The organism is Streptomyces sp. NPDC051064, from assembly GCF_044455985.1.
In the GTDB taxonomy this organism is placed as follows: Bacteria; Actinomycetota; Actinomycetes; order Streptomycetales; family Streptomycetaceae; genus Streptomyces.
Map to the genome: position 1 here is coordinate 662399 of NZ_JBITFK010000005.1, position 13984 is coordinate 676382.

General features: G+C 68.3%; 5 protein-coding genes, 1 tRNA gene and 2 rRNA genes. 1 reads left to right on the top strand and 7 read right to left on the bottom strand.

Features of this window, described 5'->3' with window-relative positions; translation table 11 throughout:
- Window positions 1-116: 116 nt before the first annotated feature.
- The 3 genes from ACIBCU_RS21180 to ACIBCU_RS21190 form a co-directional block, all read right to left on the bottom strand.
- Window positions 117-2900 carry a DNA translocase FtsK gene (locus ACIBCU_RS21180; protein ID WP_362930119.1) on the bottom strand — a complete coding sequence of 928 codons (2784 nt, stop codon included), beginning with the start codon at window positions 2898-2900 and terminating at the stop codon, window positions 117-119.
- Window positions 2901-3010: 110 nt separating this feature from the next.
- Window positions 3011-3691: a response regulator gene (locus ACIBCU_RS21185; protein WP_362930121.1), complete on the bottom strand. Its 681-nt coding sequence runs from the start codon at window positions 3689-3691 to the stop codon at window positions 3011-3013.
- Window positions 3692-3935: 244 nt separating this feature from the next.
- Entirely contained in the window at window positions 3936-9371 is a 5436-nt protein-coding gene (locus ACIBCU_RS21190) for a HAMP domain-containing protein (protein ID WP_399233040.1), read from the bottom strand.
- 414 nt (window positions 9372-9785) lie between these two features.
- Between ACIBCU_RS21190 and ACIBCU_RS21195 the strand changes: the two genes are divergently transcribed.
- Window positions 9786-12401 (top strand): SpoIIE family protein phosphatase, encoded by a 2616-nt coding sequence (locus ACIBCU_RS21195; RefSeq protein WP_362930125.1) that lies wholly within the window; start codon window positions 9786-9788, stop codon window positions 12399-12401.
- Here the strand turns inward: ACIBCU_RS21195 and ACIBCU_RS21200 are convergent.
- The 4 genes from ACIBCU_RS21200 to ACIBCU_RS21215 form a co-directional block, all read right to left on the bottom strand.
- Window positions 12398-12919, bottom strand: coding sequence for a pyridoxamine 5'-phosphate oxidase family protein (locus ACIBCU_RS21200; RefSeq protein WP_399233043.1), 522 nt, complete (start codon window positions 12917-12919; stop codon window positions 12398-12400). The two genes, ACIBCU_RS21195 and ACIBCU_RS21200, sit on opposite strands and share 4 nt — an antisense overlap.
- A gap of 473 nt (window positions 12920-13392) precedes the next feature.
- Window positions 13393-13465, bottom strand: a tRNA-Thr gene (locus tag ACIBCU_RS21205).
- Window positions 13466-13715: 250 nt separating this feature from the next.
- Window positions 13716-13832, bottom strand: a 5S ribosomal RNA gene (rrf, locus tag ACIBCU_RS21210).
- Between the two features lie 79 nt (window positions 13833-13911).
- Window positions 13912-13984: ribosomal RNA gene (locus tag ACIBCU_RS21215) — 23S ribosomal RNA — on the bottom strand; the annotation flags it as partial.

Consider the following 13984-nt stretch of genomic DNA (forward strand, 5'->3'; position numbering starts at 1 on the left):
GGGTTCGCAGGGAAGCCCCTCGGGCAGGACAGAGGACGGAGCACCGGACGGATCATCCCGCTGCTCCTTCCTTCAACTTGACGTACGGCCGGGCGAAACGGTTGCCCGCAAAACTCTTACGAAGCGGTTTCCCCACGAATGACGGCCAACACACCGTCGAGCTCGTCCGGTTTCACCATGACATCGCGCGCCTTGGAGCCCTCGCTGGGACCCACGATGTTGCGCGACTCCATCAGGTCCATCAGCCGTCCGGCCTTGGCGAAGCCGACGCGCAGCTTGCGCTGGAGCATCGATGTTGAGCCGAACTGTGTGGACACGACCAGCTCGGCCGCCTGACAGAGCAGATCGAGGTCGTCGCCGATGTCCTCGTCGATCTCCTTCTTCTGCTTGGTGCCTACCACGACGTCGTCGCGGAAGACCGGCGCCATCTGATCCTTGCAGTGCTGGACGACGGCCGCGACCTCGCCCTCGGTGACGAAGGCCCCCTGCATACGGGTCGGCTTGTTCGCCCCCATCGGCAGGAAGAGACCGTCGCCCTTGCCGATGAGCTTCTCGGCGCCGGGCTGATCGAGGATGACCCGGCTGTCGGCGAGCGACGAGGTCGCGAAGGCGAGCCGGGAGGGCACATTCGCCTTGATCAGACCCGTCACGACGTCGACCGAGGGACGCTGTGTGGCGAGGACCAGATGGATGCCGGCGGCACGCGCCAGCTGGGTGATTCGGACGATGGAGTCCTCGACGTCTCGCGGAGCCACCATCATGAGGTCCGCCAGCTCGTCGACGATGACCAGCAGGTACGGGTAGGGCGAGAGCTCACGCTCGCTCCCCTCGGGCGCCTTGGCCTTGCCGGTGCGGACCGCGTGGTTGAAGTCGTCGATGTGCCGGAAGCCATACGCCGCGAGGTCGTCGTAGCGGAGGTCCATCTCCCGCACGACCCACTGGAGTGCTTCGGCGGCCTTCTTCGGGTTGGTGATGATGGGCGTGATGAGGTGCGGGATGCCCTCGTAGGCGGTGAGCTCCACGCGCTTGGGGTCGACGAGCACCATCCGCACGTCCTCGGGTGTCGCCCGCACCATGACCGAGGTGATCAGACAGTTGATGCAGGAGGACTTTCCGGAACCGGTCGCACCGGCGACCAGGACGTGCGGCATGTTCGCCAGGTTGGCCATCTCGTAGCCGCCCTCGACGTTCTTGCCGAGCGCCACCAGCATGGGGTGGTCGTCCTCGGCCGCGTCCGCGAGACGCAGGACGTCGCCGAGGTTGACCATCTCCCGGTCGGAGTTGGGGATTTCGATGCCGACCGCGGACTTTCCGGGGATCGGGGAGATGATCCGGACGTCAGGGCTGGCGACGGCATAGGCGATGTTCTTGGTGAGGGCGGTGATCCGCTCGACCTTGACGGCGGGGCCGAGTTCCACCTCGTACCGGGTGACGGTCGGGCCGCGGGTGAAACCGGTGACCGCAGCGTCCACCTTGAACTCCGTGAAGACGGTGGTCAGGGAGGCGACGACGGCGTCGTTGGCGGCGCTGCGCGTCTTGCCGGGGCCGCCGCGCTCCAGGAGGTCCAGCGAGGGCAGCGAGTAGGTGATGTCACCGGAGAGCTGCAGCTGCTCGGCCCGGTTGGGCAGCCCCTCAGGCCGCTCGGGGGCCGGCTTCGTCAGATCGGGGACGCTGTCCTCGGAGGACGAGGTGCTCTTCTCCGCGCGCCTGTCACCGGAGGGAGCCTTCTCGGCCGACCGCGCACCGGGCACCGGGGTGCCGGTCCGCTCGCGGTCCCGGTCCGTGGAGACGCCCTGGGTCAGATCAGCGACGACAGGCGAGGGCGGCATGCCGTTGAGTACCGCCCCGTCGAGCGCGGCCGCCGCGGCTGCCGCGACGTCCACAGCGTCCATGGTGCGGTTCATCGCAGGCTGGGCGGACGGCCTGCGGGACCGGCGCCGCTTGGCCAGCGCCTCGCCCTCGGCCTGATCCGGGTCGTACACGTCGTCGGGCCCCGGGCGACGTGCCGAGGCACGCCGGGTGCGCTCGGGCAGCGCTTCGCGCCACTGCTCGTCGTAGCGCTCGTCGTCGCTCCCGTCCTGCTCGCCCGGTACGTCCACCGGGTCGACGATGCCGAGCCTGACGCCGAGCTGCCGCAGCCGCCGGGGGATGGCGTTGACCGGGGTGGCGGTGACGACCAGGAGTCCGAAGACCGTCAGCAGCAGAAGCAGCGGGACGGCGAGGACCTCGCCCATGGTGAAGACGAGGGGCTGGGAAGCGGCCCAGCCGATGAGGCCGCCCGCGTCCTGCATGGCGCCGGTGCCGTCCTCGCGGCCCGGCGATCCGCAGGCGATGTGGACCTGGCCGAGCACGCCGATGACGAGAGCGGAGAGCCCGATGACGATTCGGCCGTTGGCCTCGGGCTTCTCCGGATAGAGGATCAGCCGTACGGCGACGGCGCCCAGCAGTATCGGCACCAGCAGGTCGAGCCGGCCGAACGCCCCAGTCACGAGCATCTCGACGAGATCGCCCACGGGGCCCTGCAGATGCGACCACGTGCCGGCCGCCACGACCAGCGCGAGCCCCAGGAGCAGCAGGGCGAGCCCGTCCTTGCGGTGTGCCGGGTCAAGTCCCTTCGCGCCGCGCCCTATGGAGCGGAAGACAGCCCCCACGCCGTGCGCGGTACCCAGCCACAGGGCGCGGACGAGCCTGTACACGCCCCCCGTGGGGGACGGTGCGGGCTTGGGCGCGGGTTTCTTCGCGGCAGCCTTCTTGGCCGGTGCCTTCTTGACGGGCACCGTCTTCTTCGCCGCCGCCTTCTTGGCGGGCGCGGCTTTCTTCGCCGGTCCCTGGGTACGGCCGGCACGCTTCGCGGTGCCCGCCGTGCCCAGGGAACCCTTGCCGGACGTACGTGAGGCCATGTGACTGAGGTTACCGGTGCCGACGCCCGTGGACACGTGTGCCTACGGCTTCACCCGTCCGTGTCGCCCTTGCACAGACGTTGAACTGACGCGCCCTCAGCGGGGACAGGTCAGCTCTGCGAGGGCAGGGGCGCCGTGGAGCCGCCCGCCCCGGGTTCCAGCGCGTCGAGCGCGCGGCGCAGGCCCGTGAGCTTGCGCTCGAGGTGGGCGGCGGTGGCCACTGCGGCCGCGTCCGCCGATTCGTCGTCCAACTGCTTCGAGAGGGCTTCCGCCTGCTCCTCGACCGCGGCGAGCCGGGCCGACAGCTCGGCGAGCAGCCCCGCCGGCTCCTTCTCGTCGGCGCCCTGATGGGTGCCGTCTTCGAGCTGGAGCCGCAGCAGCGACGCCTGTTCGCGCAGCTGGCAGTTCTTCATGTACAGCTCGACGAAGACCGAGACCTTGGCGCGCAGCACCCAGGGGTCGAAGGGCTTCGAGATGTAGTCCACCGCGCCCGCCGCATAACCACGGAAGGTGTGGTGCGGACCGTGGTTGATCGCGGTCAGGAAGATGATCGGGATGTCCCGGGTCCGCTCCCGCCGCTTGATGTGTGCGGCCGTCTCGAATCCGTCCATGCCGGGCATCTGTACGTCCAGCAGAATAACCGCGAAATCGTCCGTGAGCAGCGCCTTGAGCGCTTCCTCCCCTGACGATGCCCGTACCAGTGTCTGATCGAGCGCAGAGAGGATGGCCTCCAGCGCCAGCAGATTCTCCGGCCGGTCATCGACCAGGAGGATCTTGGCCTTCTGCACCATGGCCCGTCCTCCTCGCCCCGGAATCGCACCGGGTGCCGCCCCAGGGGACGACTCCCTTACGCCGTCCGTCCTTGTGCCGGTCATGGTAGCCGCACCCCGCCCGTCACCACACCCTGTCACCGCGATGTCACTGTGCACATAACGAAAACGCGGTCGAAGACCAGAAGGTTCCCCGGAATCCGCACAGTCACACCCCTCAGCACACAGCCGGACGACGAATTTCGACGAGCCGCTCCCCGCCCGGTCACTCTCCGCGCATCCACTTCTCCATCACCGACAGCAGATGGTCGGAATCGACCGGCTTGGTCACATAGTCGGAGGCTCCGCAGTCGATCGCCTTCTCGCGGTCCCCCTTCATGGCCTTGGCGGTCAGCGCGACGATCGGCAGCCCCGCGAACTGAGGCATCCGGCGGATCGCTGTCGTCGTCGCATAGCCGTCCATCTCAGGCATCATGATGTCCATCAGAACGATCGTCACATCATCGTGCTGCTCGAGGACTTCGATGCCCTCGCGCCCGTTCTCCGCATACAGCACCGACAGTCCGTGCTGCTCCAGCACGCTGGTGAGGGCGAAGACGTTGCGGATGTCGTCGTCGACGATGAGCACCTTCTCCCCGTGGAAGCGGAACGTCCGGCGGGGTGCCTGCTCCTCCTGCGCGCTCTGCACCCATTCCTCCGGCGCCGCGCTGCTCTCCTCCCCGGAGCTGCCGTTCGCCAGGGCGGGGCGCTGTGCCGTGCCTCCCAGGGCCTTGCGGCGGCGCCGGAACGCCCCCGCGTAGTTGGCGGGGTCGCCCAGGGGCTGCTCGTTCCCGGCGCTCTGCGACGCCTCCAGGTGCAGGGCGCCCTCGGCGGAACTCGCGTGGACCTCGATGGGGCCGGGCCCCATCTGCGGATAGCCCTGCGGAGGCAGCTCGCTGGGGTGCAGGGGCAGATACAGCGTGAAGGTCGAACCGCGGCCCGGTTCGCTCGCCGCGTGGATCTCACCGCCCAGCAGCCGGGCGATCTCCCGGCTGATGGAGAGGCCGAGACCCGTGCCCCCGTACTTGCGGCTGGTCGTACCGTCCGCCTGCTTGAACGCCTCGAAGATCACCAGCATCTTGCTCGACGCGATGCCGATTCCGGTGTCGGTGACCGAGAAGGCGATCAGGTCGCCGTCGGCGTCACGCAGCGAGCCGGCCTCCAGGAGGTGTTCCCTGATGGCGTTCGGGACATCGGCGCCGGCCGGCCGGATGACCAGCTCCACGGCGCCGCTGTCGGTGAACTTCACTGCGTTGGACAGGAGGTTGCGCAGGACCTGGAGCAGCCGCTGCTCGTCCGTGTGCAGTGTGGCGGGGAGCTCCGGGGACACCCGTACGGAGAAGTCGAGCCCCTTCTCCGCGGTGAGCGGCCGGAACGTCGCCTCCACGTAGTCGACCAGCTGCACCAGGGCGATCCGGGTCGGGCTGACGTCCATCTTGCCCGCCTCGACCTTGGACAGGTCGAGGATGTCGTTGATCAACTGAAGCAGGTCGGAACCCGCCCCGTGGATCGTCTCGGCGAACTCCACCTGCTTGGGCGAGAGGTTGCCCTCGGCGTTGTCCGCGAGCAGCTTGGCCAGGATGAGCAGCGAGTTGAGCGGCGTACGCAGCTCGTGCGACATGTTGGCCAGGAACTCGGACTTGTAGCGCATCGAGACGGCGAGCTGCTCCGCGCGCTCCTCCAGGACCTGCCGCGCCTCCTCGATCTCGGTGTTCTTCACCTCGATGTCGCGGTTCTGCTGCGCGAGCAGTTCGGCCTTCTCCTCCAGCTCGGCGTTGGACGCCTGCAGCGCCTTCTGCCGGTTCTCGAGCTCCTGCGAACGGTCACGCAGCTGCTCGGTGAGCTCCTGGGACTGTTCCAGGAGCTTCTCGGTCTTCGTGTTGACGCTGATGGTGTTGACGCTCGTGGCGATCATCTCGGCGAGCTGGTTGAGGAAGTCGCGCTGAATGTGCGTGAACGGCTGGAACGACGCCAGCTCGATGACCCCGAGCACCTGGCCCTCGAAGAGCACCGGCAGCACGATCACGTGTGCGGGCGGCGCCTCCCCGAGTCCGGAGGAGATCTTCAGATACCCCGGCGGCACGTTGTCCACCTGAATCGTCCGCTTCTCCTCGGCCGCCGTGCCGATGAGCGTCTCACCGGGCCGGAAGGAGGTCGGCATGGAGCCGGCGGAATAGCCGTAACTGCCCCGCATCCGCAGCTCGTACGAGCTCTCGCTGCCACTGTCCGACCCGACCTCGTCGCCGTCCCCGGTGGCCATGGCCAGGAAGAACGCGCCGTGCTGGGCGGAGACGACCGGCGTCAGCTCGCTCATGATCAGCGAGGCGACGTCGTCCAGATCCCGGCGGCCCTGCATCAGACCGGAGATCCGGGCGAGGTTGCCCTTGAGCCAGTCCTGCTCCTTGTTGGCCAGCGTGGTGTCGCGCAGATTGGCGATCATCGTATTGATGTTGTCCTGCAGCACCTGGATCTCGCCGGCCGCGTCGACGTCGATCTTGAGATTGAGATCGCCGCGGGTCACCGCGGTGGCGACGGCCGCGATGGCGCGCACCTGACGGGTCAGGTTCCCTGCCATCTCGTTCACCGACTCGGTGAGGTCGCGCCAGGTCCCGTCGACGTCCCGGACCCTGGCCTGCCCGCCCAGCTGCCCCTCGGTGCCCACCTCGCGGGCCACCCGGGTCACCTGCTCGGCGAAGGAGGAGAGCTGGTCGACCATCGTGTTGATGGTGTTCTTCAGCTCCTGGATCTCACCGCGCGCATCGATGTCGATCTTCTTTGTGAGATCACCCTTGGCGATGGCCGTGGTCACCGTGGCGATCTGGCGCACCTGGCCGGTCAGGTTGGAAGCCATCGAGTTCACCGACTCGGTGAGGTCCTTCCAGGTGCCTGAGACGCCCGGTACGCGCGCCTGGCCGCCCAGCTCTCCCTCGGTGCCCACCTCGCGGGCCACCCGGGTCACCTCGTCGGCGAACGAGGACAGGGTCGTCACCATCGTGTTGACGGTGTCGGCCAGTTCGGCGACCTCGCCGCGTGCCTCGACCGTCACCTTCTTCGTCAGATCGCCGTTGGCGACCGCGGAGGAGACCCTGGAGATGTTGCGCACCTGGCTGGTCAGGTTGTTGGCCATCAGGTTGACGTTGTCGCTGAGGTCCTTCCAGATGCCGGTCGCACCGCGCACCCGGGCCTGGCCGCCGAGGATCCCCTCGGTGCCCACCTCGCGGGCGACCCTCGTCACCTCGTCGGCGAAGTTGAGCAGCTGGTCGACCATCGTGTTGACCGTCGTCACCAGTTCGAGGATCTCGCCCTTGGCGTCGACGGTGATCTTCTTGGAGAGATCACCCTTCGCGACTGCCGTGGTCACCTCTGCGATGTTGCGCACCTGGAGCGTCAGGTTGTTGGCCATGCCGTTGACGGACTGGGTGAGGTCCTTCCACGTACCGGAGACGCCCTGCACCTCCGCCTGCCCGCCGAGGATGCCCTCCGTGCCCACCTCGCGGGCGACCCGGGTCACCTGCTCGGCGAAGTTCGACAGCTGGTCGACCATGGTGTTGAGGGTGTTCTTCAGCTCCAGGATCTCGCCCCGGGCGTCCACATCGATCTTCTGCGACAGGTCACCCCGCGCGACCGCCGTGGCGACCTGCGCGATGTTGCGGACCTGGGCGGTGAGGTTCCCCGCCATGCCGTTCACCGAGTCGGTCAGGTCACGCCACACGCCAGCCACTCCGGGCACCTGGGCCTGGCCGCCGAGGCGACCGTCCGTGCCCACCTCGCGGGCGACCCGCGTCACCTGGTCCGCGAAGGCGGAGAGCTGGTCGACCATCGTGTTGATGGTGTTCTTCAGCTCCAGGATCTCGCCCCGGGCGTCCACATCGATCTTCTGCGACAGGTCACCCCGCGCGACCGCCGTGGTCACCTGGGCGATCTGGCGCACCTGGGAGGTCAGGTTCCCGGCCATGAAGTTGACGGAGTCGGTGAGCTCCTTCCACGTGCCGGAGACACCGTCGACACGCGCTTGACCGCCCAGGCGGCCCTCCGTGCCCACGTCCCGCGCCATCCGCGTCACCTGGTCGGCGAAGTTGGACAGCTGCGCCACCATCGTGTTGACGGTGTTCTTCAGCTCCAGCATCTCGCCGGCCACGTCGACGGTGACCTTCTGCGACAGATCACCATTGGCGACGGCCGTGGTCACCTGCGCGATGTCACGCACCTGGCCCGTGAGGTTCCGGAAGGCGGTGTTCACCGAGTCGGTGAGGTCCTTCCACGTCCCTGCCGCGCCCGGCACCTCCGCCTGGCCGCCGAGACGGCCCTCGACACCGACCTCCCGGGCGACCCGGGTCACCTCCGACCCGAAGGCCTGGAGCTGGTCCACCATCGTGTTGACGGTGTTCTTCAGCTCCAGCATCTCGCCGGCCACGTCGACGGTGACCTTCTGCGTCATGTCACCGCTGGCCACGGCGGTGGTCACCTGTGCGATGTCACGCACCTGCGTCGTCAGGTTCCGGAAGACCGTGTTCACCGAGTCGGTGAGGTCCTTCCAGGTGCCCGCGGCGCCCGGCACCTGTGCCTGGCCGCCGAGCAGACCCTCGCCACCGACCTCGCTCGCCACGCGCGTCACCTCGTCGGCGAAGGTACGCAGTGTCTCGGTCATCTGGTTGATCGTCTCGGCGAGCTGCGCGACCTCGCCGCGGGCGCTCACCGTGACCTTCTGGGACAGGTCTCCGTTGGCGACCGCCGTCGTCACCTCTGCGATACCACGCACCTGGGACGTGAGGTTCCCGGCCATGGTGTTGACGGAGTCGGTGAGGTCCTTCCAGACCCCGGCCACCCCCGGCACCGTCGCCTGCCCGCCCAGTTCACCCTCGGTGCCCACCTCGCGGGCGACCCGAGTCACCTCGGAGGAGAACGACGACAGCTGGTCCACCATCGTGTTGACGGTGTTCTTGAGCTGGAGCATCTCACCGGCCACATGGACGGTGACCTTCCGTGACAGGTCTCCCTTGGCCACGGCCGTCGTCACCAGGGCGATGTCGCGCACCTGGGCGGTGAGGCGGTAGGCCATGGTGTTGACGGAGTCCGTGAGGTCCTTCCAGGACCCGGACATGCCGCGGACCTGGGCCTGACCGCCCAGCTTGCCCTCGGTGCCCACCTCGACAGCCACCCGCGTCACCTGCTCGGTGAAAGCGGACAGCTGATCGACCAGGTTGTTGACCGTGCGGGCGACCTTCAGGAACTCCCCACGGAGCGGGCGTACGGTCTCGTCCGGTGCGTGGGTCCGCAGTTCCATCCGCTGTTCGAGGTCACCGTCGGCGACCGCGGAGAGTACCCGTCCGACTTCGGACACGGGCCGCGCCAGGTCGTCGACGAGCTCGTTGGAGGCGTCGATCGCGGCCGCCCAGGAGCCTTCACAAGCGCCGGTCTCCAGGCGCTCGGTGAGTTTCCCCTCCCGCCCGACCACGCGCCGTACACGGGCGAGCTCGCCCGTCAGGTGGAGATTGCGGTCGGCCACCTCGTTGAAGACGGCGGCGATCTCCGTGAGGACGCCGTCGCCGGAGACGGTGAGCCTCCTGCGGAAGTTGCCGTCACGCATCGCCACGAGGGCCGCGAGCAGTCTGTTCAGAGCTGCCGCGTCCACGTCGATGGTCCCATTGCGCTGCTTTTTCACGGACTGCCCGCCTTTTGTGCGCGTTCCTGAACCCCGCGCCGCCACGCCAGACTCCACCGTGTCCCTCCCGCAGGGGTTGACCGTATCGCTCGGGCCGTTATCGGAAGCTTGCCCACTTCCACTTTGGCTCACCGCCACAGCACACCGTTGACGGGTGACTATGCGGTCGTCAAATCGTTGAAACGTACCAGGCCGGAACGGGAGGGCGAGAACAGTCTCACGGTCGTCCCATTTCCCTCACCGGGGGCCCCATAGTTGTGCGCCGGGCGCACAACCACCGGGTGCCCTGCGTACCCAAGACTGCCCTCGTGTACCCGGGACACCGGGCGAACGTCTAGCCTGGCAGACGAATCGAAGCGGCGATATACGGGCACAGGACTCGGGGAAGCGACGAGACACCATATGGGGAGTGCTGTGATCACCGCGCGCGCGGCTGCCACCTTCGATCCGGTCGGACGCTCGGTCGCGACCGCCCGCGCGTTCGTCCGCGACACCCTTCAGGGGTGGGGTTACACGGACGTCGTTGACGACGCCGTCGTTCTTACCAGTGAACTCGTGACCAATGCGGTCGTGCATGCGGGTACGGCCGCCGACGTGCTCTGTCTGCGCACCGAGGACGGCGTACGCGTCGAGGTCTCCGACCACTATCCGGAGCGGGAGGTGCCGCTCCAGAGCTCCGGCCTCGACTTCGGGAGCCCGGACCGGGAGGGCGGCCGCGGCCTGCTCCTCTGCGCGGCTCTCGCTTCCCGTTGGGGCGTCGAGTACACACCGACGCACAAACATGTCTGGTTCCAGCTCGACCTTCCCGAACGCCCTGTGGGTATCCGCTCGGCCAGTCCGGTCCTGCCCACCGCTCTCCTGCCGGTGGCGGAACAGCGTGTGCGGGTGGCCGTCGTCCAGATCGACGGCTCCGGCTCCATCGCCTCGTGGAACGACGACGCGTCCTTCCTCTTCGGATACGCCACCGAGCAGGTCGACGGAAAGCAGTTCACCGACTTCGTGGCGTGGCCGCACACCCCGGGCACCAACACCGGCATCGCCGACGCACTGCAGCTCTCCCGGTGGGAGGGCAGCTACGGCATCCGCGGCGCCGACGGCCGTGTCATCCCGGTGTACGCCTCGCACCTCAGAGTCCGCGATGCCGACGGGGAGCCTTCCACCGTCTGCCTTCTCGTGCGCGACTACGAACGCGCGGTGCTCCAGACGCCGGTGCGCGCCCCCGTGTCCGACGCCTCGGCCGAGAACCGCACCACGGATCCGTTCGAGATCTTCATCGGCTCGCCGGCCCCGGACGACCTCGACGGACTGCTGCAGCGCACGGTCGAGCGGGCGCGCGACATGCTGGACGCCGACGCAGCCTTCCTGCTGCTGGCCACCGATGACGAGACGGAGCTGGAGGTCCGCGCGACCACCGGCCTCCCCTCAGCCCGTCAGCGCTTCGCACGGGTCCCTGTCGAGGCCGGCACGGGCCGCTACGGCTCCGCCCGCATGCCCGCCGTCCACGAGGACCTCACGGTCGTCCCGGGCGCTGTACCGCTGCTCAGCGACACAGGGATGCGCTCGGTCGTCACGGTCCCGCTCAAGGTCGAGGGCCGTCTCACCGGCTCCCTCGGGGTCGCGGCCGAAGCGGCGGGCAGGTACTCCAACGAGGAGGCGCTGCGGCTGCAGTTCGCCGCGGACCGCATCGCGCTGGCCGTCGAGTCGGCGAGGCTGGGCGAGCTGGAACGCCTGCGCCGCGGCTCGCTGTCCTTCCTCGTCGAGGCGTCCGACCTGCTGGCCGGAACGCTGGACAGGGACCAGACCCTGGCGCTGATGGCACAGATGACCGTGCCCACGCTGGCCGCCTGGTGCGCCGTCTACACCATCGCGGACCAGTCCTCGGAGCCGTACCTCTCCTATGTCCTCCACGAGGACGAGGAGCGCATCGACGGCCTCAAGGCCCTGCTCTCCTCCATCGACCCGCCGGACCCCGTCCCGGCCCCCGGAGCCCGCATCTGGCCGGTGCCCGCGGAAGCCGGCCACCAAGCCGCCCTGCGCACCTCCAAGCGCACCCTGGGCAGGGACGCGCCCCTGAGCATGGGGGCTGCTGCCCGTACGACGCTGGCCACCGCGGTCGCCGTGGGAGGCGAGACCGTGGTGCTGCCTCTCGTGGCGAGGAACCGGGTGATCGGCATGCTCACGCTCGGCAAGCCGTCCGACGAGCACTTCCGCCAGGAGATCCTGGAGCTCGCCGAGGACCTGTCCCGACGGGCCGCTCTGGCACTCGACAACGCCCGCCTGTACTCGGAGCGCATGGCCATCAGCCAGTCCCTCCAGCGCAGCCTGCTCCCGCCCGGCCTGCCCGACGTGCCCAACGTCGAGATCGAGGTCATCTACCGTGCGGCGGGCGAGGGCAACGAGGTCGGCGGCGACTTCTACGACGTGTTTCCCATCCGCGACGGCGCCTACGGCTTCGCCATCGGCGACGTCTGCGGTACGGGCCCGGAGGCGGCCGCCGTCACCGGCCTCGCCCGTCACGCCCTGCGCCTGCTGGCCCGCGAGGGGTTCGGGGGCCCCGCAGTGCTGGAGCGGCTCAACGCCGCCATTCTGGACGAGGGTGCGCGCAGCCGCTTCCTCACGCTTCTCTATGGGGAGTTGTGGCCGCAAGAGGACGGCAGCGCCCTCCTGAAGGTGGTCTGCGCCGGCCACCCCCTCCCCCTGCGTCTGCGCCAGGACGGCACCGTGGAGGCGGCGGCCGAGCCGCAGCCCCTCCTGGGTGTCATCGAGGACCTCGAGCTCTACGAGCAGGAGGTCACTCTGGAGCCGGGCGACGTACTCCTGTGTGTGACCGACGGAGTCACCGAACGCCGCGAGGGGACCCGCATGCTGGGCGACGACGGCCTGGCCGATGTCCTCGCCGTGTGTACGGGCCTGACGGCCGGCGCGGTGGCGGGGCGCATCCTGCGGGCCGTCGAGCGCTTCGCCGCGGAGCCCGCATCCGACGACATGGCCATCCTGGCCATGCGCGTGCCGGAGCCGCAGAGCCTCTAGCCAGTACTCCGGCGGTAGAGGGTGACCATGCATGAGTCGTTGCCGATCGGTGCCGAGCCTGCGCCGGAGTACGTGGTTGCCCGCCGTGCTCGGCACGGCGGGCAACCCGGTGTCTGCGAGCCTCGGACGGAGAAGCCTGTGACCTTCTGCGGGGTCACCCGGACAATCAGCCGGAGCACCTCCTCCGGCTCGGCCGGCGGGCCCTCCCCCAGGTACTTCCGAGAGAGCTTGCGCGGCAGCGACTTCTCCGGGTCGTCGATCAGTTCGACAGTGCCGCGGATGTCTACGGACTGGTACGGGTTCGTCGTGTCGAAGACCGTGAGGCTGACCCGTGGATCCCGTTCAAGATTCCGCGCCTTCGGGCCGCCCGGCCGTCGTGGAGAACAGCACCGTGTCCCCCTCCCTGACGATCCACACCACCGAAGTATGCGGTCCGCCTCCCGGGTCAGCGTCGCGACGGTGGCGAAGTTCCTCCCGTCAAGCAGCTTGCGGGTCTCCTCGTTGAACAGCTCTGACACAGCCTCGCCCCTCTGTCCAGCATTCTTGGGATCACTCCCTGCGCAGAACAGACTCGAAGGCCGGGTCCTCCCCGCTGCCGTACCGAGGGGCTGCAGACGGGACGGCCGTCGACGTAGCCGGCCAGGTAGCGGGCGAGGCAGTCGGCGGTGAGCGCCAAGTCGGCGGCGTCGGCGAAGAACCGGCGCACCGTGGCGGCTGGCGGCTTCCAGTTCCCAGCGAGGACCGTGTCATAGTCGGCGAGCTGCTCCGGAGTGGTTACCAGGCGGATCTCCAGGCCGTCGACGTGCGTCTCGGAGAGAGGACCGCGCAGATCCTTCCACATGCCCGTCTCGGTCTCCCGTCCGATCGGCCCTGACAGGTCGAGACATGGTTTCGGTACAGGACTTAGGCGCCGGCCACCGGCTCGATCGGCCCGGGATCGTCCGGACATGAAAAAGGCCCCCGCCGGTGGCGAGAGCCTTTCTCTGTGCTGAGCCCCAATGCGGAATCGAACCGCAGACCTTCTCCTTACCATGGAGACGCTCTACCGACTGAGCTATTGGGGCCTGCTGCCTTGCGGCAACGGGATAAAGCATACCCCGAACTCAGGGGTGCTCAGAACCACCGGTTCGAAGTTTCCACACGCGTCTCCCCACGGCCGCGTTGCCGCCGGCTCGGGCTCCGCGGAACCCACTGGCCCTCACTTCTGCCCTCACTCTGCCCACCATCGAGGGCCCGCGGTCGGGCTGGAGAGGTCTTGCCGTGAACGCAGAAAAGCCCCGTGCCACAAGGGCACGGGGCTTTCCCGGAATAATTGTTCGGCGGCGTCCTACTCTCCCACAGGGTCCCCCCTGCAGTACCATCGGCGCTGAAAGGCTTAGCTTCCGGGTTCGGAATGTAACCGGGCGTTTCCCTAACGCAATGACCACCGAAACACTATGAAATTAACCAACACCGGAACACAACACGGCCGTTCGTTATTTCAGAACTAACACAGTGGACGCGAGCAACTGAGGACAAGCCCTCGGCCTATTAGTACCAGTCAGCTCCACCCGTTACCGGGCTTCCACATCTGGCCTATCAAC